This is a genomic window from Ruegeria sp. TM1040 (assembly GCF_000014065.1).
In the GTDB taxonomy this organism is placed as follows: domain Bacteria; phylum Pseudomonadota; class Alphaproteobacteria; order Rhodobacterales; family Rhodobacteraceae; genus Epibacterium.
In genome coordinates, this window is record NC_008043.1 from 690,461 (window position 1) to 714,313 (window position 23,853).

Genomic DNA, 23,853 nt, shown 5'->3' on the forward strand with positions numbered 1-23,853 from the left:
TGGTGCCCCCACACGGACTCGAACCGCGGACCTACTGATTACAAATCAGTTGCTCTACCAGCTGAGCTATAGGGGCACTCTGCACTGCGTGTCTGCAAACTGACGCGCTGGGTTGTACGTCAAATCGCATCCGGTGCTGAGCGCGAGGACCACATCCTCGCTGTGGGCAGCGTTTATCCTGCGGGATTTGAAAACACAAGATCCATTCTGCGCAATTTCATCGAGTTTTTCACCTGTTCCCGGAGCGATGCTCCGTCAACGAAGATCCCGGAAGAAATTTGCGATCTGCGGACCGGAGCATGCGAGATCAGGTCTCTGTCATTGCGTAAGGCTCAAGGCTTTTTTCAAAGAGCCCGAGGAACTCAAGGGTGAGAATTGACGTGGGCGTATGGCGGGGCCAGACCAGAGAAAGCTGGTGCGTGATATTAGCAGAGAAGGGGCGAAAGCTGACGCCTTTGCCGATGTATTCTTGCGCATCAAGTTCGCTTACGACCGAGACACAGACCCCTTTGGAAACCAGTTCACACGCGCAGGTGAACTGCCGGGTCTCAATGAAATTGTCCATCGCAATGCCTTCCGCATCAAGGATGTCGCGCAGGCGCAGGTAGAACTCACTCCCAAAGCGATCATGGGCAATGCGCTCTCCTGCCAGGTCCTCGGGGTGGATAACGGACTTGGCTTCGAGAGGGTGGCCTTCCGGGAAAATGCAAACACATCGAATGGGGATCGTCTTGCTGTCCAGCGCGTGATGTGAGCGAAATCCATCCGTGATGCCACAGTCATATTGCTCACCGATGACCCAGTCGAGAATCCGCTCGGGGCGGTCCGGTTCGATCGTAAGGGTGGTTTTGGGGCGCGCCGCCAGGAAATCGGCCACCACACCTGGCAAGTGACTCGTGGAGAATCCGGGCAGGCAGGCGATCTTCAGATGGCCGCTGGTACCATCCTGAATGTTCTGGCGCAGGTTTCGGATTTGGCCCATGGCCCCAAAGATCCGCTGAATCTCTGGCAAGAGGTACTGTGCCTCACGTGTGAGCGTGAGCCGGCGTCCGCTGCGAGAAAAAAGCGGGTATCCAAGTTCTTTGGACAGATCTGACAGCAGCCGACTCACCGCAGGCTGAGAGATGTTCATCGCCTTTGCGGTCAGGCTCATCGTCCCACTTTCAGCAAGAATATTAAGGGCTTGAAGCTGTCTGATGCGAATCGGTTCGTCCCCAATCATCCCGTTTTCCTCTCACCCAAAGTCACTTGCCCTGACCCAATCATAATGCAGCATTATATGTAACAGAAATAATAATGTTGAATTATACATTCGACTGCGGCACGCTTCGAAAAAGAGCGAACAGCCGACTCTGCCGAGGGTCGGCTGGCGTCAACAAGGGAGCGTGCTGCGTTTTGATCTGCCGGAAACAGATGTCAGGGATCTTGACCTGCTTTGCGGTGCGCTTGGGCCATCAGCGCCTGTGCTTTTGGTCGCCAACGACAACAGAAGGGGAATTTCACCATGACAGATAAGCTTGCGCAATTCAGCCGTATCGCGGTGGTCACAACCGCGATGGCAACACTACCGATGATGGCAGGGGCGGAAACGCTGCGCCTTCTGACTTGGGGCGGCTACGCGCCCGAAGACGTCATTGCGAAATTCGAAGAAGAAACCGGCCACACAGTCGAAGTGACCACCTCGAACAACGAAGAGATGATCGCAAAGTTGCGCGCCACCAATGGCGGCGGTTTTGATCTGGCCCAGCCGAGCCAGGACCGCATCACCAGCGCGCAGGAAGAGTTCGGCATCTACAAGCCGATCGATATGTCCCGCATCAATGCGGATCTGTTCATTCCGTCGATGCTGAGCGCGACCGCTGCAAACACGACCTTTGAGGGTGAAGTCTACGGCGTACCGCATGTCTGGGGCACCAGCGGTCTTGTGGTGAATACCGAGATGGCAGGCAATGTGCAGGACTACAGTGATCTTTGCGACGACTCGGTTGCAGGCAAGGTTTCTTATCGTTTGAAGCGCCCGACTCTGATTGGTTTCGCCTATTCCATGGGTCTGGACCCGTTTGCGGCCTATGGCGATAGCGCTGCTTATCAGGGGATCCTCGATCAGGTCGAAGCGAAACTCACCGAGTGTAAAGCCAACGTCAAAACCTATTGGGATGGTGGCGACGAGATCAAAAACCTGCTGCGCTCCGGCGAAGTTGTGGCGTCCATGGCCTGGGATACCGGTGGCTGGCAGCTCAACGCTGACAACCCCGATATCACCTTTGTTGCACCAAAGTCCGGTGCGCTGGGTTGGATCGACACCTTTGTTCTGCCTGCCCGTGGCCGTGCAGATGATGCGGCCTATGACTGGATCAACTTTGTGATGCGCCCGGAAATCGCGGCGATGATCACCAACACCGCCGGGAACTTCACTGCAGCGGTTGATGGTGATGCAGCTGTCGATGCGGACCTCAAAGCGCGCTACCAGAGCAGCTTTGACCAGCAGGCGATCGACAACATCAAGTGGTATCCCCCGGTGCCCGCAGGTCTCGAAGCGATGGAAGGGGCAAGCCTCGACCGGATCAACGCGGCCAACTAATCGCACCCACAAAATTCAGTGGAGGGCACCCGTTGCAGGGTGCCCTTTCTCAATCACGAGGTTACAACTTGACAGACTCTCACCCCGATTTGGAATGCCGCGATCTGGTAAAAGACTTCAGCGATTTCAGAGCTGTAGACCGTGTCAGCTTTGAGGTGCCGCAGGGCTCCTTTTTTTCCATTCTAGGCCCCTCGGGCTGCGGAAAAACAACGCTGCTGCGGATGATCTCGGGATTTCAATCCCCGAGCAGCGGCGATCTGCGGATCAAGGGCAAGTCCATGATCGGCGTGGCGCCGAACAAGCGCCCCGTGTCGATGGTGTTTCAACATCTGGCGCTGTTTCCCACCATGAACATTGGTGACAACGTCGGGTTTGGTCTGCGTCAACGTGGCGTCGGCAAGGCGGAAATCAAGACGCGTGTGGAGCAAGTTCTGGAGCGCGTAGGCCTTCCGGGGGTGTCTGCGCGTCGTGTCGATCAGCTCTCTGGCGGCCAGAAGCAGCGCGTGGCCATCGCCCGTTGCATGGTGCTAGAGCCAGACGTCCTGTTGCTGGACGAACCTCTCGGGGCGCTCGATCTCAAGCTTCGGGAACATATGAAGGTGGAGCTGAAGGCGCTGCAGGCCGAGTTCAACACGACCTTTGTCTACATCACTCACGACCAATCCGAGGCTCTGGTGATGAGCGACAACATCGCCGTGATGAACAAGGGGCGCTTTGAGCAAATCGGTGCTCCTCATGAGGTCTATCACCATCCCTCGACCGCCTTTGTGGCCGGATTTGTGGGGGACGCGAACAAATTTGATGCCAAGCTCAAATCCAAAAATGGAGCGATGCTGACCTTTGAGACCCCGACCGGTGCGCAGATGCGGGTTGAGGCTGCAAACTCTGATCTGAGCGAAGGCCAGCGCGCGCAGATCTTCCTGCGTCCGGAGGCAATCGCGCTTTCACCCACCACAAACGAAGGCGACGATGCCGCGAATGTCAGCCCCGGTGTCGTCGAGACGGTACTCTTCAACGGCGCTAACAGCACGGTGAGCGTGCGCGGTGCGGCGGGTGAGCTTCTGAAAGTCGCGTTGCCGCAGACTGGCGATTTTGCCACCCTGCAAAAAGGGGACAAGCTGTTCACCCGCTGGCGCCCAATGGATGCGCGTTGTTTTGCTGCGGTGGAGGCGGGATGATGACCTCCGACGCCTCCCGTTTGGGGTTCTACCTGCTGCTCGCTCCGATCCTGTTGTGGCTGGTGGTGCTGATCATCCTGCCCCATGTGGGGCTCTTTCTGGTGTCGATCAGCGAGAAAGTGGGCCCGCGCGAGTATGAAACCGGCTTTGGGAATTACGCGGCGTTCTTTACCGAGCCGCTCTATTGGCGCACCTTTGCTCGCACTGCGATCATGTCGATCCTTGCCACTGCGCTGACCTTGGTACTTGGATTTCCAATCGCCTACTACATTGCCAAGCTTACCCGCGGGCGCACTAAAACAGTTCTGTTTCTGATGTGCATGATCCCGTTCTGGGTCTCAGAGCTCGTGCGCACCTTTGGCTGGATGATCCTTTTGCGCGAAACGGGCGTGTTCTCCAATGCCCTGCAATCTCTTGGTCTCGTGAGTGGCCCGGTCGAGATGCTCTACAATGATGCTGCAATCATGGTGGGTCTCGTCTACACGTCGATCCTTTTTATGGTTGTGCCACTTGTGACAACGCTCGACAGCCTCGACGACAGCCTGATCGAAGCGGGATATGATCTGGGGGGCACCAGCACCTCCATCATGCGCGAGATCGTCATCCCTCACGCGATGCCGGGGATCGTTTCAGGCTGTATCGTTGTGTTCATGCTTTCGCTCGGAAACTATCTCACCCCGATCCTGCTGGGCGGGAAAGACAGCCTTTGGTTCACGGGCATGATCTACACGCAGTTCATTACCCGGTTTAACTGGGAGCTCGGTTCGGCCTTCGGCTTCTTGCTGCTGGCGCTCTCGTCGCTGGTGGTTTTCCTTGGTCTCAAACTCTCGGGCCAGACTCTCTCTAAAACGATGGGGCGCTCATGATACCTACTGTTCCCCAGCCTGGGTTTGCCAAATGGTGCTATCGGGCCTACGTCACCGCGTTCTTCATTTATCTTGCGTTGCCACTGACCGTGGTTTGCGTCTTTGCCTTCAACAACAGCGTTTTCCCATCGCTGCCGTGGGAAGGTTTCACGCTGGCATGGTTCTTTGGCAATGAGGCGCCATTCATCGGCGTGTTCAACGAACGCTCCATTCTGCGCTCCATCGGAACGTCTGGTTTCGTCGCGCTCTGGGTCTCCGGGCTCGCGGTGGCGGTTGGCACTTGCAACGCCTTTCTGTTCGTACGTCATGAATTCCGCGGCAAGGCACTGCTCTACATGCTGATGCTGATGCCGCTGATTATCCCCGGCGTGATCCTCGGGATCTCCATTCTGGTGTTTTCGAGTTCTGCTGCAAACGCGCTGGAGGATGCGACAGGCATGTGGTTTGACGGGTTGCGCCCGGGGTTGCCGCTGGTGATCCTTGGTCAGTTCTCCTTTATCACCACCTTCGCAACCCTGGTAATCACCGCGCGTCTTCAGAAGTTCGACCCGAGCCTTGAGGAAGCCGCCTTGAACCTTGGCGCAAGCAAATGGGGCGCAATACGGCAGATCACATTGCCGTTCCTTTTGCCTGCTATCGTGGCATCGGCAGTCGTGTCGATCCTCATGAGCTTTGAGAACTTCAACACCACCTTGATGCTAGTGGGCTCGGACTCGCCGTTGACCATCACCATGTTTGACAAGCTCAAACAAGGCTCGACGCCGGTTCTGAATGCTGTCTCCTTGCTCCTGATCATAATCTCAGCTGTACTTGGCCTTCTGTCGCTTCTGTTTCAGAAACAAAAGCCCGGCAGCTGACCAAAGCGAGAAACAAAGAACGCCGGGGTGGATCTTGCCCCGGCGTTTTGCTTTTGTCGTCATGGTTGTTCGTCAGAAGATGGCCTCGGGAAGCCATGTGGCCAGACCGGGGATGAACCAGACCAGGATCACTCCAAGCACCTGCAAACCTATGAAGGGGATGACGCCCTGATAGATATGGCGCGTTGTGATCTCCTTTGGGGCGGCTCCTCGCAGGTAAAACAGCGAAAAGCCGAAGGGTGGTGTCAGGAAGGACGTCTGAAGGTTGATCGCGATCAAGATCCCGAGCCAGACCGGATCATGTCCCATCAGGATCAAGGTTGGCGTCACCAGTGGCAAGACGATTACGGAGATCTCGACAAAGTCGAGAAAGAATCCCAGCACAAATATAAACAACATGGAGAACAAGAGCGCCCCAGAGGGACCGCCGGGTAACTCGCTCAGGATATGCGCAACGCGGTCCTCTCCTCCAAGGCCAATGAAAACAAGAGAGAACATGCTCGCTGCGAGCATGGTGGCAAAGATCATCGAGGTCATGGTGGCCGTAGAGGTGACCGCATCATGCAGGATGCGCTTCTTCAGACCCGCGCGCAGAGACAGGAGCACCGCAATGGCGCCGGCAGCTGCGAGCAGCGCATAAAACAAGCCTATCACCAGATCCATGCTGCTCAGATCGTTGCGCTGCAGGCGGACGGGGTGCAGGCCCGACAAGATGCCGAGAGCAATCAGCGCGCCCGCGCCAAGCAAGATGCTGCGAAGCGGGCCTCCGGTCCTGAGACCGGCCATCAACAACGCGCCGATGGCTCCGACCGAGGCGGCCTCGGTCGGGGTGGCAACGCCACCAAGGATCGCGCCCAGCACGGCAAAGATCAAAAGGATCGGGGGCACCACCGCCCGCAACACTTCGGTGCGATGAGGTCGCGCAATGCCAGCCGGAGCCGAAGGCATGTCCTCGGGGCGCAGAAGGCCCCGGATCAGGATATACAGAAGATAAAGTACCACCAGTACAAGCCCTGGGATCAGGGCCGCGGCAAAGAATTGGCCCACTGACAAGGCTTCGACAGCGAACTTTCCCTGTTCGTATTGGACCTGTTGATAGGCGTTGGACATAACATCGGCGAGGATGATCAGCAGCGTCGAGGGTGGAATGATCTGTCCCAGCGTGCCCGCCGTGCAGACGATGCCCGAGGCGACTCTTGGGTCATAACCAGCCCGCAGCATCGCCGGCAGCGCGATCATGCCCATTGCGACAACGGTTGCGCCCACAATGCCGGTGGACGCCGCCAGAAGCGCTCCAACCAATACAACGGAAATTCCGAGACCGCCTTTGAGCTGCCCAAAAAGACGCCCCATCGTGTCCAGAAGCTCTTCTGCGATACGGCTCTTTTCGAGGATTGCACCCATCAGCACAAACAGCGGAATGGCGATCAGCACCTCATTGCTCAGAAGTCCAAACACCCGCTGGCCAAAGGCGCCAAGGAGCGAAATATCCATCACCCCCAGCATCCAGCCCAGATAGGCAAAAAACACAGCGATGCCCGCAATCGAGAAGGCGACCGGAAATCCCATGAGGATGGCCGCCATCAAGGCGGCAAACATGATCAGGTCGAGGGAGGAAGTCATCGGCGATCACTTTCAAAGAGCAGGCGGATCAGTAGGGAGAGCGATTGAAGCATGACCAGCACGCAAAACGCGGGGATCAGGGATTTCAGCAGAAAAACCGCTTCGATGCCGCCTACTGCGAGCGGTCCTTCAAGGATCGACCAGGAATTGCGCACCGACGGCCAGGACCAATAGAGAAGGGCGGTCATGGACGGCATCAGCAGGAACAGGTGCCCAAAGACATCGACGCGGCGTTGCCCGGCCGGGCTCAGGCCTGCGAAAAACACGTCCACACGCACATGTTGGTCCACGAGCAGCGTGTAACCCGCCGCCAGCATAAAAAGCGCAGAGTGCATATAGAGCACGCTCTCCTGTGCCGCGATAGAGTTCACACCAAAGACATATCGCCCCACGACGATGGCGAATTGAACCAGAACCATCAGCAGCGCCAACCAGCGGATCACATGCGCAAGCCCGCGATTGATGCCATCCAAAGCATCGGCAACCCGTATCATCCTGCCCCCTCTTTCAAGAAAAAGCCGGCGCTCGGTTATTATGAGCGCCGGCAGATTGGTGTCGGTATCAGTAGCCCATAACCGAGGCGCGGGCGTTCATCTGGCCGTTGTCGGCATAGGTCATGTAGCCGCCCACACTGTCGCGATAGCTGATAAAGCTCTCGGTGATACGGCGCACAAGTTCGTCTTCGTCTTCGCGCAGCTCAGAGATGACTTCTGCTGCTGCGGTGCCCATGGCCTCGATCACGTCGGACGGGAACATCTTGACCTGAACGCCGTCCTCTTCGACCATTTTCTTCAGCGCCAGTGCGTGCTTGGTGGTGTATTCCGTCCAGACCGGATTGTAGAGGCTTTCGCAGGCCAGCGAGACAACCTGTTTGAGATCATCCGGCAGTTCGGCAAAGACGTCAGCGTTTACCCCGCATTCCTCGGCAGAAGAGGGTTCACCCACGCCGGGCCAGTAGTAGTTCTTGGCGACCTGGTAATAGCCAAGCGCGCTGTCGGTCCAGGGGCCGATGAACTCGCCTGCGTCCAATGCACCCGTTTGCAGGCCTTGGAACATGGCCGGTCCGCTTGTGGCTTCGGCTGCCATGCCAAGTTTCGACGCCATTTCGGATGCAAGGCCCGTGGTGCGGAACTTCAACCCCTTCAGGTCTTCGGCGGAATTGATCTCGGTTTTGAACCAGCCGCCCCATTGCGGGCCGGAGTTACCGCAGAGGAAAGGCTTGATGCCAAAGCGGCCATACATCTCGTCATAGAGCGCCTGACCGCCACCATGGTAGAGCCAGCCAAACTGCTCGTCTGCGCGCAGGCCAAAGGGCTGCGAGCCAAAAAGCAAAATGCCCTTGGATTTGGACCCCCAGTAGGCCGGAACCGCATGATAGAGCTCTGCCGTGCCTTCGGAGACCGCATCAAAGACGCCGCGTCCCGGCACAAGCTCGCCTGCAGCAAAGAGTTTGACCTCAATACGTCCACCCGACAGCGTTGTGATGCGGTTTGCGAGCATCTGTGCGGCGACACCCGGCCCCGGCAGGTTCTTGGGCCAGGCTGTGACCAGCTTCCATTGCATCTTTCCTTGGGCAATCGCTGGGCTCGCCAAGGCTGTGGCGGCTGCGCCCATGGCACCAGTCTTGAGAAACGCGCGTCTTTGCATGTGTCCAGTCCTCTGTCGGTAGGTCTGCGATCTGGCGCGCGCCGGATGCAGACTCGGTTTTGTTTTGTAGGTGCTTTACTTTAATATGTAGGTACATATTGTTGTCAATCTTCCTCGCACCCTTTGACCAAGGCAATCTGGACAAGCAGGGGCTTGCACAATTATCAGGCAATGGGTGGCGGTTGACCTTGAGGGTGGTAGATGGTGGAGAAGCGACGACATTCCTGGATGGAGATCCGGGACAGTATTCGCAGCATGATCTTGAACTCGACCTATGGGCCGGGAGACAAGCTGCCGCGCGACGAGGAATTCGCCCTGCAATTTGGCTGCGCGCGCTCAACGGTTCATCGGGCAATGCGCGATCTGGCGCAGAGCGGGGTGGTCGAGCGCAAGCGCCGCGGTGGCACCACCGTCCGGCGGGATCCGGTCACGCGGGCGACCTTGGACATTCCGATCACCCGGCTCGAAGTGGAGCGACGGGGGAGCCAGTATCGGCACCGTTTGCTACGCAAGTCGGTCCAGCCAACCCCGCCTGCGATCATGGCAAACTTTGATCTCTCTGAACCCCGCAACATGTTGCGGGTCGAGGCGCTGCATCTGGCGGACAATCGTCCCTATATCTTTGAAGATCGCTGGATCTGCCTAGAGACAGTTCCCGAAATCGCCGACGTGGACCTGACACGGGAGAACGCCAATGAATGGCTGGTGCGCAATCGTCCCTACAGCCGCTGCGATCTGCGTCTCTATGCCCGCAAAGCCACCCCGAGCGATCAGGACGTCCTGCAAAGCCATGACGGCGACGCGTTGTTTGTGATGGAGCGCACAACCTGGATCGGTGCTGCGCCGATTTCCAGTCTGTGCGCCGTGGCTCATCCCGGCTATCAATTGTTCACCCAAGGATAGAACACGGTTATGCAGATCGCAGATTGGACCGCGCATTTTCAGGGCACCCGGGCCTTGCCCGATGCCACCCGTACCCGCCTCGAACAGGTGAGCCATGCGCAGACCTACAAGAAAGGGCAGGAAGTCTTTGGTCCGGCCAACCTGCCGGACAGTCTGCTGTTTCTGCTCAAAGGGACCATCAGGGTCTCGCAAAGCTCGGACAATGGCCGCGACATCGTGCTCTACCGTGTGGATGCGGGTGAAAGCTGTGTCCTTACAACCGCCTGCATGCTCGCTGAGGAGGCCTATAACGCCGAGGGCATTGCCGAAACCGATGTGACCGTCATTCAGCTCCCGAAGTCTACTTTTGACCAATTGGTGGCCGAGGAACCCGCATTTCGCTCCTTTGTGTTTGCAGCCTATTCACGCCGACTCATTGATCTGCTGCGGGTGGTGGATGATGTGGCCTTTGGGCGCATTGATGTGCGCCTTGCCGACCGACTCCTGACACTCGCGGGCGCAGATAGTGAAATCGCGGCGACGCACCAGCAGATTGCCAGCGAATTGGGAACCGCGCGCGAGGTAATCTCGCGGGTGCTGCACGACTTTCAAAAGCGGGAAATGATCAGCCAATCTCGAGGGCGCATCACCATATTGAACCGCGTCGCATTGCGCGCCATGGCCGAGAGCGTCTGAGGCTGCAGCCACAAAAAACCGCTTGGGTGACAATATCACTGAAGCTGACGCGCCAACCGGTTAGATTTTGGTCAACGATCTAATTGGAGAATGGCATGGCGATGAATGTCGGAACACTTGACCGGATCTTGCGCGCGGCACTGGCGCTGGGACTCTTGTATCTTGCGCTGATGAGCGACCTTGCGCTCTTTCAAAGCGCTATCGTGCGATACGGCGCAATCGCGGTTGCTGTGGTAATGCTGGTGGTGGCGATGACGCGGGTCTGTCCCTTCTACACCATCTTTGGTCTCAAAACCTGTCGGAGATAAAAATGCAAACTGACTTTACGCCTGTGTTGTCATTTGGGGGCGGGACCTTGATTGGCTTGGCTGCCGTTCTGCTGATGCTCGGACTGGGCCGCATCTTGGGGGCAACAGGAATTCTGTCGGGCACAGTCTTTGTGACCTCGCGAGAAGAACTGTCTTGGCGCGTCGCGCTCATACTCGGCATGCTGCTCGCGCCCGGAGCGATTTATTTCGCCACCGGCGTGATGCCTGCCATTTCGGTTCCCTCAAGTCCCGCCATGATCGTCATTGGCGGCGTGATTGTTGGCTTCGGCGCAAGCCTTGGCTCTGGCTGTACATCCGGGCATGGCGTTTGCGGCCTCTCGCGGCTTTCGCTGCGCTCTATCGTAGCGGTCCCCACCTTCATGGCAACCGCGGCCATAACCGTATTCCTGATCCGTCACGTTTTTGGAGGCTAACAAGATGCGATTTATCTATACTGTTCTGACCGGCCTTGTCTTTGGCGTCGGGATCGCGCTCTCTGGGATGATGAATCCCGCCAAAGTTCTGAATTTCTTTGATATTGCAGGGGGGTGGGATCCAAGTCTTGCCTTTGTGATGGGCGGCGCGCTCACCATCACATTTATCGGCTACCGGTTGGTCTGGCGCCGGCAGGCACCGCTTTTTGAGGGGCGCTTTCAGATCCCTTCTTCGACCTTGATCGACTCAAAACTGGTGGGGGGTGCGGCGCTCTTTGGGGTTGGCTGGGGCATCGCCGGCTTTTGTCCTGGTGCGGCGATCCCGGCCCTGGGCACCGGCCGCTGGGAGGTCGCGCTGTTCCTCCTCGCAGTCATTGGCGGTTTTTTTCTGCGCCGTCTTCTTTCAAACTTGCCCAGTAACGTCACCTCTTAATCCACATGCTATCCGGAGCGGATTCTATGGCCCATTACCCTGTGAATATGGACGTCAAACCCGAGGTTCAGGCTTTCTTTGACGAGGCCACAAACACGATCAGCTATATCGTAAAGGATCCCGCGTCGTCCGCCTGCGCCATCATCGACAGCGTGATGGACATCGACTATGCGGCGGGGCGGATCACCTATGAGCATGCCGATGCATTGATCGATCACATCACGTCGCAGGGGCTACAGCTGGAGTGGATCATCGAGACCCATGTTCATGCGGATCACCTCTCGGCCGCGCCCTACATCCAAGAGAAGCTGGGCGGTAAGATCGCAATCGGTGCCAAGATCATGGTGGTGCAGGACACTTTCGGCAAGATCTTCAATGAAGGCACGGAGTTTCAGCGCGATGGCTCCCAGTTCGACCGACTGCTGGAGGACGGCGACACCTATATGATCGGCTCGATGCAGGCTTTTGCGATGTATACGCCCGGTCACACGCCCGCCTGTATGGTACATGTGATGGGAAATGCAGCCTTTGTCGGCGATACGTTGTTTATGCCCGATGGCGGCTCTGCCCGCGCGGATTTCCCCGGCGGTGACGCTGGAACCCTGTATGACAGCATCCAAAAGGTGCTGGCGCTGCCGGACGAGATGCGGCTGTTCATGTGCCACGACTATGGCCCGAACGGGCGAGACATCGCGTGGGAGACTTCGGTGGGCGACGAAAAGGCCCATAATATCCACGTTGGCGGCGGCATCTCGAAGGAGGAGTTTGTCAAATTCCGCACCCAGCGGGACGCGCAGCTTGATATGCCGAAGCTCATCATTCCATCCCTGCAGGTCAACATGCGGGCAGGCGAGGTGCCCACCGACAAAGACGGGCATCCTATGCTCAAGGTGCCTCTGAATGGTCTCTGATCTTCGCATCACCATCGCGTAGCGGGCCCTGCCCGGGCGCGATTGGCTGCATAAGGAACCCCAATAAGAATGCCGAGCTTTCGCCAATATTTCCCCATCCTCGTATGGGGCCGGGACTACGACAAATCCGCCCTGTCGAATGATCTCATAGCGGCGGTGATCGTAACGATCATGTTGATCCCGCAGTCGTTGGCCTATGCCCTTTTGGCGGGATTGCCGCCCGAAGCGGGGATCTATGCCTCCATCGCGCCTATCCTGCTCTATGCGGTTTTTGGCACCAGCCGGGCGCTTGCGGTTGGTCCGGTTGCGGTGGTGTCGCTGTTGACAGCATCTGCTGTGGGGCAAGTGGCCGAACAGGGCACGGCGGGGTATGTCGTCGCGACCCTCACGCTGGCCTTCTTGTCGGGGAGCTTTCTGGTTCTGATGGGGGTGCTCAAACTTGGCTTCATTGCCAATTTTCTGAGCCACCCGGTCATAGCGGGTTTTATCACCGCATCGGGTATTCTAATCGCGACAAGCCAGATCAAACATATCCTCGGCATTCGTGCCGAAGGTCATACCTTGCCGGAGATGCTCTATTCGATCGCGCTGCGTCTGGGCGAGGTAAACTGGATCACCTTGTTGATCGGAGCCAGCGCGACAGGCTTTCTATTCTGGGCTCGCAAACACCTGAAGCAGACACTGCATGGCATGGGGACGCCGCCGCTCTTGGCGGATATTCTGAACAAGGCGGGGCCAGTGGCGGCCGTCGTCACCACGACTGTGGTTGTCTGGGGATTTGACCTTGCTGAGAAGGGCGTCAAAATCGTGGGTGAAGTACCCCAAGGCTTACCACCGCTCACGATGCCGGGCTTTGCTCCCGATCTGATCGGAGCGCTTCTGGTGCCCGCGATCCTGATTTCCATCATCGGTTTTGTTGAGTCTGTTTCCGTGGCGCAAACTCTTGCCGCCAAGCGACGCCAGCGCATTGACCCGGATCAGGAGTTGATCGGCCTCGGCGCGGCCAATTTAGGGGCCGCCTTTACCGGTGGCTACCCGGTGACAGGCGGCTTTGCACGGTCGGTTGTGAACTTTGACGCTGGCGCCGAGACGCCGGCTGCTGGGGCCTTCACGGCCATCGGGTTGGCCCTTGCCGCCGTGGCCCTCACCCCGTTGGTTTATTACCTGCCGATCGCGACACTAGCGGCGACCATCATCGTGGCTGTGCTGAGCCTCGTCGACCTGTCGATCCTCAAAAAAACCTGGACCTATTCGCATGCCGACTTCATCGCTGTTGCGGCCACCATTCTTTTGACCCTGGGACTCGGTGTCGAAATCGGTGTCGCTTCCGGCGTCATCCTCTCTGTGGTCTTGCACCTCTACAAGACCTCTCGCCCCCATGTGGCGGAGGTTGGGCTGGTGCCCGGCACCCAGCATTTTCGCAACATCGATCGTCACAACGTCCAAACGGACCCCCGTTTGGTGTCGCTGCGCGTCGATGAAAGTCTCTACTTCGTCAACGCCCGATTTCTCGAGGACCTGATCCAGAAACGCGTCACCGAAGGCTGCGCGATCAAACATGTGGTGCTTATGTTTTCGGCGGTGAACATGGTGGACTATTCTGCGCTCGAGAGCCTCGAAGCCATCAATCACCGCCTAAAGGACATGGGCGTTGGTCTCCACCTTTCCGAGGTCAAAGGGCCCGTGATGGATCGCCTTCAAAGATCTGATTTCATTGACGAAATGAACGGAAAGATCTTCCTTTCTCAATATGAGGCCTGGGCCAATCTGACCGCGGGGGCGCAACAGGGCGCTGCGGACACAGGGCAGGGCGACCAGCTGCGCTGCGGCGCATGAGCCTATCTTGTTACAAGAGATCGTTGCACATAACGCGCGCCATGAGAGCGGGTGCGTTTGACTTCACGCGACACAGTTGCTAGCTGAACAGCGAACCGTTGGGGTGCCTCCTGGAGGCTGAGAGGCGTGCATGCGCTAACCCATCGAACCTGATCCGGGCAATACCGGCGTAGGGAACGGTCTACTGATGTGCGGACTCTCTCTTTGCCGGTGCCCCTATTTATGGGAGCATTGTAGTGGCGCATATCGCATTGACCATCGCAGGATCTGACAGTGGCGGCGGCGCCGGTATTCAGGCGGACCTCAAGGCCATGTCCGCGCTTGGCGTTTACGGTGCCAGCGTGGTTACGGCCATCACCGCCCAGAACACCCGCGCCGTAACGGCGGTGCATTCAATCCCGCTAGAGGTCATCTCGGCTCAGATTGAGGCTGTTCTGAGCGATCTTGATGTGCGCGCGATCAAGATTGGAATGCTCGCTACCCCGGGCATAATCGGCTGTGTCCATGAGGCGCTCGGCGCATTTTCGGGGGAAATCGTCCTTGATCCGGTGATGATTGCCAAATCCGGTGATGCGCTGCTTGCTGCGGATGCGGTCGACAGCCTTCGAAAGGAGCTTGTGCCAGGCGCCACTGTTCTGACCCCGAACCTGCCCGAGGCGGCGTGCCTGTTGGATCAACCGGTTGCGCAGTCGACTGATGAGATGATCTCGCAAGGTCTCGCACTTTGCGAGCTGGGGGCACAGGCTGTACTCATGAAAGGCGGCCATGGGGCAGGGGAGATCTGCGAAGATATTCTTGTTTCGGGGGGCGAGGTCCGCGCATGTTTCCGTGCGCAGCGCCAGCACACAAAAAACACCCATGGCACCGGCTGCACCCTTTCCTCTGCCATTGCCGCTGGCCTCTCCAAAGGCCTGACGCTTCCAGAGGCCGTGCAGGAGGCGCATGAGTACCTTCAAGGCGCAATTGCCCAAGCGGATGCGCTGGCCGTGGGTCATGGTCACGGCCCTGTCCATCACTTCCACGCCTTCTGGTCCGCATGATGCTCTATTCTGTCATCGGAGCGGGTGTCGCTGGGCTCGCAGTTGCCACGGAACTGGTAGCGCGCGGCGCAAGGGTGCAGGTCTTTGACCCCGCCGGTCCGCCCGGCGCCCATGGGTGCTCGTGGTGGGCAGGGGGCATGCTTGCCCCTTGGTGCGAATACGAAAACGCCGAAGAGCCGGTCTTGCGGCTGGGGCAAGAGGCAATCCAGTGGTGGCAGGACAGAACCCAAGTCACCCATCGCGGCACTTTGGTGGTGGCCGGGCGGCGCGACATTCCGGATCTGCGCCGCTTTGCTCGCCGCACCGAAGGGTTTCGTCAGATCGACCACGACATCACGGAACTGGAACCCGATCTCGTTGGCTTTTCGCAGGCCCTCTTTTTTGAAGAAGAGGCTCATCTGGACCCGCGCCGGGCGCTTGCGGATCTCTATCAGAGGCTAATGCAAGAGGGCGTGGTGTTTCATGCTGAGTGCGCGCCGGACAATCTTGAAAATGTGATTGATTGCAGAGGTTTGCAGGCGCGCGATTGCCTGAAGGATCTACGCGGTGTTAAGGGTGAAATGCTGGTCATCCGCTGCCCGGATGTGACGCTGACGCGACCTGTGCGACTGCTGCACCCGCGGATGCCTCTCTACGTTGTGCCGCGTGGAGACGGCCTCTATATGCTCGGCGCAACCATGATCGAGAGCGAAGACCGCGCCCGGATTACCGCGCGCTCGATGCTTGAGTTGCTCAGCGCTGCCTATGCGCTGAACCCGGGCTTTGGCGAGGCGGAGATCCTCGAGATCGGCGTCGATCTGCGCCCTGCATTTCCCGACAACCTGCCACGGATCCGCCGGTTGAAGGGGCGGATCTATGCCAATGGGCTTTATCGGCACGGGTATCTTCTTGCGCCCGCGTTGGCGCGTGGCGTGGCGGATCTGGTGCTCAACAACATACATTCGGAGATGGTTGATGAAGATCACTGTTAACGGCGCGGCGGTGGAGGTCACGGCCACCACGCTCGCGGCGCTGCTGGAAGAACGCGGATTTTCGGGACGGGTCGCAACGGCAGTCAATGAAACCTTTGTCCCGGCAACTCAGCGCGCGACGCAGCCCCTGAGCGATGGCGACCGGATCGAAATCCTCGCACCGATGCAGGGGGGCTGAGCATGAAGAGCTTTTACGGCGTTGAGCTGCCCAATCCTCTGATGCTGGGCACCGCCCAATATCCAAGCCCTGCGGTTCTGGAACAGGCCTTTCGCCAAAGCGGAGCCGGGGTGGCGACAGTTTCGTTGCGCCGCGAAGGGGCCGGGGGGGCGGGTGCGTCCTTTTGGAAGCTGATTGCGGATCTTGGCGTGCATATTCTACCCAATACCGCCGGATGCCACACCATCAAAGAAGCTGTGACCACAGCGCATATGGCGCGCGAGGTTTTTGACACGAACTGGATCAAGCTTGAACTGATTGGCCATACCGACAGCCTGCAACCGGATGTGTTTCAACTGGTGGAAGCCGCAAAGATCCTGACCGGGGAGGGCTTCAAAGTCTTTCCTTACACCACCGAGGACCTGATCGTTGCCGAGCGTCTTTTGTCGGCAGGTTGCGATGTGCTCATGCCATGGGGCGCGCCGATCGGGTCCGGCAGGGGGCTGAACAACCCTTATGCCCTGCGCGCGATGCGTGCGGAGTTTCCCGAGGTTCCCTTGGTGATCGATGCGGGCATTGGCCTGCCGAGCCACGCCGCGCAGGCGATGGAAATGGGCTTTGACGCGGTGCTGCTGAACACGGCCGTTGCGCGTGCCGGTGATCCTCCGATGATGGCACGCGCGATGATGGCAGCAATTGAAGCCGGACAACTGGCGCATGCGGCTGATCCGATCGAGGCGCGCGATATGGCCGAAGCCTCGACACCTGTGATTGGAAAGGCGTTTTTGTCATGACGCTCGATCGTTTCTATCCGATTTTTGACGACGCCAATTGGCTGCAGAGGATGCTGCCATTAGGCGTCAAGCTGGTGCAATTGCGCATCAAGGATCAGCCCATCGACGTGGTTCAGCAGCAAATCACACGGTCCCGCGGTCTCTGTCGTCAGCATGGCGCGGTTCTTGTTGTGAACGATTACTGGCAGCTTGCAATCGAGCTGGGCTGCGATTGGGTTCACCTTGGCCAGGAGGATCTCGACGATGCAGATCTGAAAGCCATCCGCGCTGCCGGTCTCAAACTGGGTGTCTCCACCCACGATGAGGATGAGCTTGATCGCGTGCTTGCACTGTCACCGGAGTATGTGGCTCTGGGACCGGTCTACCCGACCATCCTGAAGCATATGAAATGGCACGAGCAGGGGCTGCCGCGGGTGCGCGAATGGAAAACCCGGATCGGCTCTATCCCGTTGGTCGGCATCGGCGGCATGTCTGTCGAGCGCGCGCCCGGGGTATTTGAGGCCGGCGCCGACATCGTTTCTGTGGTCACCGATATCACCCTCAACTCAGATCCCGAAGCGCGGGTGCGGCAATGGGTCGAGGCCACGCGATGAGCCGCTATGCTCGCCAGATGATGCTGCCCGAGGTGGGGGCTGTAGGGCAGGCGCGTCTCAGCACTGCGCGCGTTCTGGTTGTAGGGGCAGGGGGTCTCGCTGCGCCGGTTCTGCCGCTCTTAGCGGGGGCCGGGATCGGACATATCACCCTGATCGACGGCGATGTTGTGAGCCTGTCCAATCTGCATCGCCAGACCTTGTTTCAAGAAACCGACTGTGGCCGTCCCAAAGCCGAAGTCGCCGCGCAGCGCTGCAGCGCCCTCAACAGTGAAATTGAGATCGTCGCGGTTGCACATGCGCTCACTCCAGCCAATGCGCCGCTCGTTCTTGCAGATGTGGATCTCGTGCTCGATTGTGCGGACAGCTATGCCGTGAGCTACCTCCTGAGCGATCTCTGCCATGCCCAGAAGACTCCGCTTATCAGCGCTTCGGTGCTGGGGTCAGGCGGATATGTTGGCGGTTTTTGCGGTGGGGCGCCTTCCTTGCGGGCGGTGTTCCCCGATGCCCCCGACAACAGTGCCAGCTGTGAGACGGCAGGTGTCTATGGCCCTGTGGTTGGAATGATTGGCGCGTTGCAGGCTCAGATGGCGCTCAATATTCTCTTGGAACATGTGCCCTCGCCTCTGGGCCAAATGGTACAGCTGGATTGTCGCAGCTATCGCTCGACGACCTTTCGTTTCGACCATGCGCCCGAACCCGAGGTGAGCTTTCCGTTTGTAGCCATCGAAGAGCTACAGGCAGATGATCACATCATCGAGTTGCGCGCAGATGCGCCACTGCTTCACCCAAAGGCCAGGCGATCGGACGCAGAGATGCTGTTGCAGACCCTGCCCAATCCCCAAAAACGTTTGGTGCTGTGCTGCGCCACGGGTCTGCGGGCCTGGCGCACGGCAGAAAGAATTCACCCCATCTGGCCGGGCGAGATCGTTCTCGTCGCGGCCTCCGCATCCTAAGGACAGGAAGGACGCTTACTATGAAGACGCTCATCGCAGCGCTGGCCATGCTGGCCGCCACCCCGGCCATGGCGCAGGATAGAATGACACTGCTCTTGGATTGGTTCGTCAATCCCGACCATGGCCCGATCATTATTGCCGAGGAAAACGGCTATTTCGCCGAACAGGGCCTCGAGGTCGAGGTTGTCGCTCCCGCAGACCCATCGGCCCCCCCAAGGCTCGTGGCTGCGGGTCAGGCGGATCTGGCCGTTTCTTATCAACCGCAACTTCACCTTCAGATCCACGAAGGCCTGCCTCTGAAACGCGTCGGCACCTTGGTTGCAACACCTCTGAACTGTCTTCTGGTGCTAAAGGATGGCCCAATTCAGGATCTTTCAGACCTCGCCGGCAAGAAAATCGGCTTCTCCGTGGCCGGTGTCGAAGAGGCCGTGCTGCAAGCGATGCTGGGCCAGCATGGTGTCTCCTCTGACGACATTGAGATGATTAATGTGAACTTCTCTTTGTCGCCCTCTCTGATGTCGGGGCAGGTTGACGCAGTCATCGGTGCTTTTCGGAACTTTGAGCTGAACCAGATGGAGATCGAAGGCGTCGAGGGGCGGTGTTTCTACGTCGAAGAGGAAGGTGTGCCTTCTTATGATGAGCTGATTTATGTCGCCAATCCAGAGCGGATGGACACGGACAAAATCGCGCGTTTCCTCGCAGCAACGGAAAAGGCGACCCAGTACATTGTGAACAACCCCGAGAAAAGCTGGGAAATCTTTGCGGCCACCTCGACCGAGCTGCAGGACGAATTGAATGCACGCGCATGGGTCGACACGCTGCCTCGCTTTGCGCTGCGCCCGGCCGGGTTTGATGCGGGCCGCTACACACGGTTTGAGGCCTTTCTCAAAGACAGCGGCATGATTGACAGCTTGAACCCGGTGGACGCCATCGCAATCGACGTGACTGCCCCATGAGCGAACCCTATGGCAAGGCTTTCTCCTTGATGCGCGCAGAGGCAGAACCGGCGTGGCGGGCGTATACTCACCATGCCTTTGTCGAGGGGCTCAAAGCCGGAACCCTGCCGCGAGAGGCGTTTCTGCATTATTTGCAGCAGGACTATGTGTTCTTGATCCACTTTTCACGCGCTTGGGCGCTTGCGGTCGTCAAATCTGAAACCCACAGCGAGATGCTGGCGGCCGTTGGCACAGTGAATGCGTTGGTCGCTGAGGAGATGCAGCTCCATATCGGCATATGCGAGGCTTCAGGTATTTCGCAGGAAGCGCTGTTCGCCACTCGCGAGCGGGCCGAGAACCTCGCCTACACGCGCTTTGTGCTGGAGGCGGGATACAGTGGGGATCTGCTCGATCTGCTTGCGGCGTTGGCGCCTTGCGTGATGGGTTATGGCGAGATCGGAAAGCGTCTGACCGCCGAGGCGACCTCGACGCTCTACGGGGACTGGATCGACACCTATGGCGGTGACGACTATCAGGCCGCCTGCAAAGCGGTCGGAACTTTGCTTGACGACGCACTCGAGCGCCGGTTGGGTGCAGAGTTCACCTCGTCGCCGAGATGGTCCCGCCTGTGTCAGACGTTCCACACTGCAACAGAGCTTGAAGTCGGCTTCTGGCAAATGGGACTCACGCCATGAGCCTTGCGCCCAGCATCACGATCAAGGGATCGGCGTCGATTGACGGCACGGCTCTGTTTGCGCCGGTGTCGCTCACGTTGGATGCTGGGCGCTGGACCTGCCTTTTGGGCGGGTCAGGCGTTGGAAAATCAACGATCTTGCGGCTGGTCTGTGGTCTGCCAACCGGTGCGGAATTTCATGGCACCATAACGGCCAGCGACGGGGGCGCACTCCCGTCGCGGGTGGCTTACATGGCCCAGGACGACCTGTTGCTGCCATGGGCAACAATCCGCGAAAACGTCCAACTGGGTGCGCGCCTTCGCGCGGAACCGACGGACCGTCTGGACCTTGACGAGATCCTGGCGCGGGTCGGGCTGTCTGATCACGCCACCAAGCACCCCGCGGAGCTGTCCGGCGGCCAGCGGCAGCGGGCGGCCTTGGCGCGCACTTTGGTAGAAGACAAGCCCGTTGTCCTCTTGGATGAGCCGTTTTCGGCGCTGGACGCCCAGACCAGGGCCTTGATGCAAGAGCTGGCGGTCGAGGTGCTGCAGGACAAGACTGTTTTGATCGTGACCCATGACCCATCTGAGGCTGCGCGGCTCGGGCACCAGATCGCCATCATGACACCGAACAAACTGATGACATGCCCGCCGCCCGCCACTTCTGTTCCCAGACCGGTGGAGGCGTTGGAAACGCTCAAATGCCAGGCAGCCTTGATGAGGCTTTTGCGGGGGCAGGGCGCATGAAGCCATGGCCTGTTCTTGCTGCAACCGTTTTTGCTCTGTTCTTGTGGCAGGCCATCGTGAGCCTGACGGGTTTGCCCAAATTCATTTTGCCCGGACCAGTGATTGTCGCACAGGCGTGGTGGGACAATCTCGCAGTCATTGCCGAAAACACACTTGTCACCGCAGCGGAGGTGCTGATCGGGCTGGTGATCGGTGTGGCGCTCGGCGTCCTGACCGCGCTCCATCTGGCGACATCGCGCACTGCGCGTCTGCTCGTGCAACCAATCCTTGTTTTCACCCAAGCGTTACCTGTTTTTGCGCTGGCGCCGATCCTCACGCTCTGGCTCGGCTTTGGCCTGTGGTCGAAAATTGCGATGGCGGTACTGATTATCTATTTTCCGGTCACGGCCTCGTTTTTCGATGGTTTGATGCGGACGCCGCAAGGGTATCTTGATCTGGCGCGCACGATGCAGGCCACGCCCTTGCGCGTTCTGTGGCATATCCGCGTGCCTGCGGCCTTGCCATCACTGGCATCGGGCATTCGGCTCGCCGCGGTCTATGCGCCCATCGGAGCCGTCATCGGCGAATGGGTCGGTGCGTCTCGTGGACTGGGGTATCTGATGCTCTTGGCCAATGGACGGGCCAAGACGGATTTGATGTTTGCCGCTATGCTTACGCTGGGCGTGTTTTCAGTCCTGCTACATCTGGTCGTGCGCAGGCTCACCCGAGATCTAGGACGTCATGTTCGGTCATAAGAACGCTGTAGTTCTGAGTTAACATAACTACCATTATGGGATTTCGTGCATCTCAAATGCGATCATAGCTATCGCGCCCGCGGGTAAGCCCCTCAGGCGCGCATTGTTCAGAGATGCGGCATCGCTTTGCGGACTTCGCGTGCGATCAAAACAGTGAGCACTGCTTTGATGAGGTCTCCGGGCACAAATGCAAGTGATCCGGCAAGAGCCTGTGAAAGCGAGATTTCTGCCACCTGTGCGAGCCACGGGACACCCAGCAGGTAGATCACTCCGACGCCACCGATCAGGACATAGATCAGCGATGGCACAAACCCCGGCTGGCCCGTGTGTCTGTCAAAGAGAAAGCCGATCATAAAGGCACCGATGGGGAAACCGATCAAGAAGCCACCGGAGGCACCAAAGAACACGCCCGCGCCACCTCGGCCCCCCGACAGAAGCGGCAGACCCACGGCCACCAAAACGAGAAACAACACCACGGCCAAGCCGCCACGTTTGGCACCCAAGAGCGCCCCGGCGAGCATGACGCCCATGGACTGCGCGGTGATTGGTACTCCGCCAGCCATCGGGATGGTGATCTGAGGCACAACGCCGAGGGCAGCAATGAGCGCCGCAAAGAGCGCGATCAGGACGATATCTTTGGTGGCCATTTGAAAGGCTCCTTTATGTCGGTGTGACAGTGTTTTGCTTTAGAACCCGCGCGCGTCGATGGCGTCTGAAATCTCTTCGGACATGCGCAGCGTGCGAATAATCGAGGGAATGGCGATGGCAAAGAGACTGCGATCTAGGCCGCGGGCACTCTGGGCCTCGCGGACGTCCTGAACCACAGTTGTGAGCACGGGAATGAACCGCAGCGTGAGCGAGATCGCGAGGCTAATGCCTTTGGTCCGAAGGCCTAGTCTCTGAAGCGGCCTGAGTCCCGCTTCGATGCCATCTATCATATCGCTGGATCTGGTCGTCAGCGTCAAAAGCCCTGCCATCATCAACAGAACCGCAAGCCGTATGACCACGAACAGTCCCAGTTGCCAGCTATTGAACAGGATCTGCGCCAGAAAGATGAGCGCAAAAATCCAGAGCGCCGGACGGATTTGTTGCCACGCCCGAGAGAGCGGCAGGCCCGCCACAAGGTAGAGCGCAAGTGTGAGGCATAACCAGCCGAGCGTGAGCAGAATATGATCCACAGCGAAGAGCAAGGTGCCCGAAACTGCCAGCGCGAGGATCTTCCAACCTGGCCCCAACCGGTGCAAAACGGAGCGCCCATCGACATAGAGGTCAAGCATCGCGCATCGCCTCCACGTAGCGTTCGAGTGCTGCATTCGGCACGTCGTCCGCAAAGACCCGGCCCTGTTCAAAGACGATCACGCGGTCAAACTCCCGAATGAGGTCAAGGTCATGAGTCACCATGATTGCGGTTTGCTCGAGTGCGCTGATTGCCTGCGAAACTCGCAGCGTGTTGCGCAGATCAAGCAGCGTCGTCGGTTCGTCGAGCACCACATACTCAGGCTCCATCACAAGCACGCCCGCAATCGCTAGAAGCTGCTTCTGCCCTCCGCTCAATGTATGCGCGGGCTGTTTGCGCATCTCTTGCAAGCCATAGCGCTCGAGCACAGCAGTGACCCTCGCGTCACGTTCTTTTGGGGGGACACCAAGGTTTTTGAGGCCAAAGGCCACGTCTTCCTCGACGATGGGAAACACGATCTGATTATCGGGGTTTTGAAACACGAACCCCACGCGACGGCGCAGTTTGCGGCCTTCTGTGCGGGTGTCTTGGCCATCCACGCACACCCTACCCGAGCTCGGCAAGCGCAAACCGTTCAGCAAACGTACAAAGCTGCTTTTGCCACTGCCATTGCTTCCCACGATGGCAATTCGCTTTTCGCGCAGCGTGAGGTTGATGTCGCGCAGGATCGGCCGATCATCCAGTGTCAGGCTGACATCTTGAACTTCGATCATAGGTTTCGATCCCGTTATTCCGCGCTACCCCAAGGAGCCTTGGCTAGCGCTATA

At 58.6% G+C, this 23,853-nt stretch carries 28 protein-coding genes, 1 tRNA gene and 1 riboswitch; of the genes, 21 read left to right on the forward strand and 8 right to left on the reverse strand.

The window, feature by feature from the left end; all coding sequences use genetic code 11:
- Both TM1040_RS03640 and TM1040_RS03645 read right to left on the reverse strand, forming a co-directional pair.
- A tRNA-Thr gene (locus tag TM1040_RS03640) sits at window positions 1-76 on the reverse strand.
- Between the two features lie 231 nt (window positions 77-307).
- Window positions 308-1,222 (reverse strand): LysR family transcriptional regulator, encoded by a 915-nt coding sequence (locus tag TM1040_RS03645; RefSeq protein WP_011537240.1) that lies wholly within the window; start codon window positions 1,220-1,222, stop codon window positions 308-310.
- A gap of 282 nt (window positions 1,223-1,504) precedes the next feature.
- Between TM1040_RS03645 and TM1040_RS03650 the strand changes: the two genes are divergently transcribed.
- From TM1040_RS03650 to TM1040_RS03665, 4 genes are all read left to right on the forward strand, one after another.
- Window positions 1,505-2,581, forward strand: coding sequence for an extracellular solute-binding protein (locus TM1040_RS03650; protein WP_011537241.1), 1,077 nt, complete (start codon window positions 1,505-1,507; stop codon window positions 2,579-2,581).
- Window positions 2,582-2,649: 68 nt separating this feature from the next.
- Window positions 2,650-3,759, forward strand: coding sequence for an ABC transporter ATP-binding protein (locus TM1040_RS03655; RefSeq protein ID WP_011537242.1), 1,110 nt, complete (start codon window positions 2,650-2,652; stop codon window positions 3,757-3,759).
- A complete protein-coding gene (locus tag TM1040_RS03660) occupies window positions 3,759-4,625 on the forward strand; it encodes an ABC transporter permease (protein WP_044026491.1) in 867 nt (288 codons plus the stop codon). Before TM1040_RS03655 ends, TM1040_RS03660 begins: the two co-directional genes overlap by 1 nt.
- Complete coding sequence (locus TM1040_RS03665; protein ID WP_011537244.1) at window positions 4,622-5,482, forward strand: ABC transporter permease; 861 nt, start codon at window positions 4,622-4,624, stop codon at window positions 5,480-5,482. Before TM1040_RS03660 ends, TM1040_RS03665 begins: the two co-directional genes overlap by 4 nt.
- 72 nt (window positions 5,483-5,554) lie before the next feature.
- Here the strand turns inward: TM1040_RS03665 and TM1040_RS03670 are convergent, their stop codons facing one another.
- The 3 genes from TM1040_RS03670 to TM1040_RS03680 all read right to left on the reverse strand — a co-directional run bounded on the left by TM1040_RS03670 (window position 5,555) and on the right by TM1040_RS03680 (window position 8,752).
- Window positions 5,555-7,105 (reverse strand): TRAP transporter large permease, encoded by a 1,551-nt coding sequence (locus TM1040_RS03670; protein ID WP_011537245.1) that lies wholly within the window; start codon window positions 7,103-7,105, stop codon window positions 5,555-5,557.
- Window positions 7,102-7,599: a TRAP transporter small permease subunit gene (locus TM1040_RS03675; RefSeq protein ID WP_011537246.1), complete on the reverse strand. Its 498-nt coding sequence runs from the start codon at window positions 7,597-7,599 to the stop codon at window positions 7,102-7,104. Before TM1040_RS03675 ends, TM1040_RS03670 begins: the two co-directional genes overlap by 4 nt.
- Before the next feature lie 67 nt (window positions 7,600-7,666).
- Window positions 7,667-8,752 (reverse strand): TRAP transporter substrate-binding protein, encoded by a 1,086-nt coding sequence (locus TM1040_RS03680; RefSeq protein WP_011537247.1) that lies wholly within the window; start codon window positions 8,750-8,752, stop codon window positions 7,667-7,669.
- Between the two features lie 201 nt (window positions 8,753-8,953).
- On the opposite strand from TM1040_RS03680, the gene TM1040_RS03685 reads away from it, so the two are divergent.
- The 17 genes from TM1040_RS03685 to TM1040_RS03765 all read left to right on the forward strand — a co-directional run bounded on the left by TM1040_RS03685 (window position 8,954) and on the right by TM1040_RS03765 (window position 21,849).
- Window positions 8,954-9,655 (forward strand): GntR family transcriptional regulator, encoded by a 702-nt coding sequence (locus tag TM1040_RS03685; RefSeq protein ID WP_011537248.1) that lies wholly within the window; start codon window positions 8,954-8,956, stop codon window positions 9,653-9,655.
- Window positions 9,656-9,664: 9 nt separating this feature from the next.
- Entirely contained in the window at window positions 9,665-10,330 is a 666-nt protein-coding gene (locus TM1040_RS03690; RefSeq protein ID WP_011537249.1) for a Crp/Fnr family transcriptional regulator, read from the forward strand.
- A 95-nt stretch (window positions 10,331-10,425) separates the two neighbouring features.
- Complete coding sequence (locus TM1040_RS03695) at window positions 10,426-10,638, forward strand: YgaP-like transmembrane domain (protein ID WP_011537250.1); 213 nt, start codon at window positions 10,426-10,428, stop codon at window positions 10,636-10,638.
- 2 nt (window positions 10,639-10,640) lie between these two features.
- The gene (locus tag TM1040_RS03700) at window positions 10,641-11,072 is read left to right on the forward strand and encodes a YeeE/YedE family protein (RefSeq protein ID WP_011537251.1); all 432 of its coding nucleotides are present in this window, start codon (window positions 10,641-10,643) and stop codon (window positions 11,070-11,072) included.
- Between the two features lie 4 nt (window positions 11,073-11,076).
- Window positions 11,077-11,505, forward strand: a complete 429-nt coding sequence (locus TM1040_RS03705; protein ID WP_011537252.1) for a DUF6691 family protein — start codon at window positions 11,077-11,079, stop codon at window positions 11,503-11,505.
- A gap of 26 nt (window positions 11,506-11,531) precedes the next feature.
- Window positions 11,532-12,416, forward strand: a complete 885-nt coding sequence (locus TM1040_RS03710; RefSeq protein WP_011537253.1) for an MBL fold metallo-hydrolase — start codon at window positions 11,532-11,534, stop codon at window positions 12,414-12,416.
- 69 nt (window positions 12,417-12,485) lie between these two features.
- A complete protein-coding gene (locus TM1040_RS03715; protein ID WP_011537254.1) occupies window positions 12,486-14,252 on the forward strand; it encodes a SulP family inorganic anion transporter in 1,767 nt (588 codons plus the stop codon).
- An 89-nt stretch (window positions 14,253-14,341) separates the two neighbouring features.
- Window positions 14,342-14,445, forward strand: a riboswitch (TPP riboswitch).
- Window positions 14,446-14,488: 43 nt separating this feature from the next.
- Window positions 14,489-15,292, forward strand: a complete 804-nt coding sequence (gene thiD, locus TM1040_RS03720; protein ID WP_011537255.1) for a bifunctional hydroxymethylpyrimidine kinase/phosphomethylpyrimidine kinase — start codon at window positions 14,489-14,491, stop codon at window positions 15,290-15,292.
- Complete coding sequence (locus TM1040_RS03725) at window positions 15,289-16,263, forward strand: FAD-dependent oxidoreductase (protein WP_011537256.1); 975 nt, start codon at window positions 15,289-15,291, stop codon at window positions 16,261-16,263. Before thiD ends, TM1040_RS03725 begins: the two co-directional genes overlap by 4 nt.
- Window positions 16,247-16,441, forward strand: a complete 195-nt coding sequence (thiS, locus tag TM1040_RS03730) for a sulfur carrier protein ThiS (RefSeq protein WP_011537257.1) — start codon at window positions 16,247-16,249, stop codon at window positions 16,439-16,441. Before TM1040_RS03725 ends, thiS begins: the two co-directional genes overlap by 17 nt.
- 2 nt (window positions 16,442-16,443) lie before the next feature.
- Complete coding sequence (locus TM1040_RS03735; RefSeq protein ID WP_011537258.1) at window positions 16,444-17,214, forward strand: thiazole synthase; 771 nt, start codon at window positions 16,444-16,446, stop codon at window positions 17,212-17,214.
- Window positions 17,211-17,807 (forward strand): thiamine phosphate synthase, encoded by a 597-nt coding sequence (locus TM1040_RS03740; RefSeq protein WP_011537259.1) that lies wholly within the window; start codon window positions 17,211-17,213, stop codon window positions 17,805-17,807. Before TM1040_RS03735 ends, TM1040_RS03740 begins: the two co-directional genes overlap by 4 nt.
- Window positions 17,804-18,760 carry a HesA/MoeB/ThiF family protein gene (locus tag TM1040_RS03745; RefSeq protein WP_011537260.1) on the forward strand — a complete coding sequence of 319 codons (957 nt, stop codon included), beginning with the start codon at window positions 17,804-17,806 and terminating at the stop codon, window positions 18,758-18,760. The genes TM1040_RS03740 and TM1040_RS03745 overlap by 4 nt, the downstream gene beginning before the upstream one ends.
- 20 nt (window positions 18,761-18,780) lie before the next feature.
- Window positions 18,781-19,716 (forward strand): ABC transporter substrate-binding protein, encoded by a 936-nt coding sequence (locus TM1040_RS03750; RefSeq protein WP_011537261.1) that lies wholly within the window; start codon window positions 18,781-18,783, stop codon window positions 19,714-19,716.
- On the forward strand, window positions 19,713-20,390 hold the full coding sequence (gene tenA, locus TM1040_RS03755) for a thiaminase II (RefSeq protein WP_011537262.1): 678 nt from the start codon (window positions 19,713-19,715) through the stop codon (window positions 20,388-20,390). The genes TM1040_RS03750 and tenA overlap by 4 nt, the downstream gene beginning before the upstream one ends.
- A complete protein-coding gene (locus TM1040_RS03760) occupies window positions 20,387-21,115 on the forward strand; it encodes an ABC transporter ATP-binding protein (protein ID WP_011537263.1) in 729 nt (242 codons plus the stop codon). Before tenA ends, TM1040_RS03760 begins: the two co-directional genes overlap by 4 nt.
- The gene (locus TM1040_RS03765; protein WP_011537264.1) at window positions 21,112-21,849 is read left to right on the forward strand and encodes an ABC transporter permease; all 738 of its coding nucleotides are present in this window, start codon (window positions 21,112-21,114) and stop codon (window positions 21,847-21,849) included. The genes TM1040_RS03760 and TM1040_RS03765 overlap by 4 nt, the downstream gene beginning before the upstream one ends.
- Window positions 21,850-21,956: 107 nt before the next feature.
- Here the strand turns inward: TM1040_RS03765 and TM1040_RS03770 are convergent, their stop codons facing one another.
- Genes TM1040_RS03770 through TM1040_RS03780 form a run of 3 tightly spaced genes read right to left on the reverse strand, consistent with a single transcriptional unit; the run spans window position 21,957 to window position 23,799 of the window.
- Window positions 21,957-22,496 (reverse strand): biotin transporter BioY, encoded by a 540-nt coding sequence (locus TM1040_RS03770; protein WP_011537265.1) that lies wholly within the window; start codon window positions 22,494-22,496, stop codon window positions 21,957-21,959.
- Between the two features lie 39 nt (window positions 22,497-22,535).
- Window positions 22,536-23,126, reverse strand: coding sequence for an energy-coupling factor transporter transmembrane component T family protein (locus tag TM1040_RS03775; RefSeq protein WP_011537266.1), 591 nt, complete (start codon window positions 23,124-23,126; stop codon window positions 22,536-22,538).
- Window positions 23,119-23,799 (reverse strand): energy-coupling factor ABC transporter ATP-binding protein, encoded by a 681-nt coding sequence (locus TM1040_RS03780; protein WP_011537267.1) that lies wholly within the window; start codon window positions 23,797-23,799, stop codon window positions 23,119-23,121. The genes TM1040_RS03775 and TM1040_RS03780 overlap by 8 nt, the downstream gene beginning before the upstream one ends.
- Between the last annotated feature and the right edge of the window lie 54 nt (window positions 23,800-23,853).

Excerpts from the sequence above, each read along its gene's own strand:
- TM1040_RS03645 (WP_011537240.1), bottom strand. The coding sequence starts at position 1,222 with ATGATTGGGGACGAACCGATTCGCATCAGACAGCTTCAAGCCCTTAAT.
- TM1040_RS03650 (WP_011537241.1), top strand. The coding sequence starts at position 1,505 with ATGACAGATAAGCTTGCGCAATTCAGCCGTATCGCGGTGGTCACAACC.
- TM1040_RS03660 (WP_044026491.1), top strand. The coding sequence starts at position 3,759 with ATGACCTCCGACGCCTCCCGTTTGGGGTTCTACCTGCTGCTCGCTCCG.
- TM1040_RS03665 (WP_011537244.1), top strand. The coding sequence starts at position 4,622 with ATGATACCTACTGTTCCCCAGCCTGGGTTTGCCAAATGGTGCTATCGG.
- TM1040_RS03670 (WP_011537245.1), bottom strand. The coding sequence starts at position 7,105 with ATGACTTCCTCCCTCGACCTGATCATGTTTGCCGCCTTGATGGCGGCC.
- TM1040_RS03675 (WP_011537246.1), bottom strand. The coding sequence starts at position 7,599 with ATGATACGGGTTGCCGATGCTTTGGATGGCATCAATCGCGGGCTTGCG.
- TM1040_RS03680 (WP_011537247.1), bottom strand. The coding sequence starts at position 8,752 with ATGCAAAGACGCGCGTTTCTCAAGACTGGTGCCATGGGCGCAGCCGCC.
- TM1040_RS03685 (WP_011537248.1), top strand. The coding sequence starts at position 8,954 with ATGGTGGAGAAGCGACGACATTCCTGGATGGAGATCCGGGACAGTATT.
- TM1040_RS03690 (WP_011537249.1), top strand. The coding sequence starts at position 9,665 with ATGCAGATCGCAGATTGGACCGCGCATTTTCAGGGCACCCGGGCCTTG.
- TM1040_RS03695 (WP_011537250.1), top strand. The coding sequence starts at position 10,426 with ATGGCGATGAATGTCGGAACACTTGACCGGATCTTGCGCGCGGCACTG.
- TM1040_RS03700 (WP_011537251.1), top strand. The coding sequence starts at position 10,641 with ATGCAAACTGACTTTACGCCTGTGTTGTCATTTGGGGGCGGGACCTTG.
- TM1040_RS03705 (WP_011537252.1), top strand. The coding sequence starts at position 11,077 with ATGCGATTTATCTATACTGTTCTGACCGGCCTTGTCTTTGGCGTCGGG.
- TM1040_RS03710 (WP_011537253.1), top strand. The coding sequence starts at position 11,532 with ATGGCCCATTACCCTGTGAATATGGACGTCAAACCCGAGGTTCAGGCT.
- TM1040_RS03715 (WP_011537254.1), top strand. The coding sequence starts at position 12,486 with ATGCCGAGCTTTCGCCAATATTTCCCCATCCTCGTATGGGGCCGGGAC.
- TM1040_RS03725 (WP_011537256.1), top strand. The coding sequence starts at position 15,289 with ATGATGCTCTATTCTGTCATCGGAGCGGGTGTCGCTGGGCTCGCAGTT.
- thiS (WP_011537257.1), top strand. The coding sequence starts at position 16,247 with ATGAAGATCACTGTTAACGGCGCGGCGGTGGAGGTCACGGCCACCACG.
- TM1040_RS03735 (WP_011537258.1), top strand. The coding sequence starts at position 16,444 with ATGAAGAGCTTTTACGGCGTTGAGCTGCCCAATCCTCTGATGCTGGGC.
- TM1040_RS03740 (WP_011537259.1), top strand. The coding sequence starts at position 17,211 with ATGACGCTCGATCGTTTCTATCCGATTTTTGACGACGCCAATTGGCTG.
- TM1040_RS03745 (WP_011537260.1), top strand. The coding sequence starts at position 17,804 with ATGAGCCGCTATGCTCGCCAGATGATGCTGCCCGAGGTGGGGGCTGTA.
- TM1040_RS03750 (WP_011537261.1), top strand. The coding sequence starts at position 18,781 with ATGAAGACGCTCATCGCAGCGCTGGCCATGCTGGCCGCCACCCCGGCC.
- tenA (WP_011537262.1), top strand. The coding sequence starts at position 19,713 with ATGAGCGAACCCTATGGCAAGGCTTTCTCCTTGATGCGCGCAGAGGCA.
- TM1040_RS03760 (WP_011537263.1), top strand. The coding sequence starts at position 20,387 with ATGAGCCTTGCGCCCAGCATCACGATCAAGGGATCGGCGTCGATTGAC.
- TM1040_RS03765 (WP_011537264.1), top strand. The coding sequence starts at position 21,112 with ATGAAGCCATGGCCTGTTCTTGCTGCAACCGTTTTTGCTCTGTTCTTG.
- TM1040_RS03770 (WP_011537265.1), bottom strand. The coding sequence starts at position 22,496 with ATGGCCACCAAAGATATCGTCCTGATCGCGCTCTTTGCGGCGCTCATT.
- TM1040_RS03775 (WP_011537266.1), bottom strand. The coding sequence starts at position 23,126 with ATGCTTGACCTCTATGTCGATGGGCGCTCCGTTTTGCACCGGTTGGGG.
- TM1040_RS03780 (WP_011537267.1), bottom strand. The coding sequence starts at position 23,799 with ATGATCGAAGTTCAAGATGTCAGCCTGACACTGGATGATCGGCCGATC.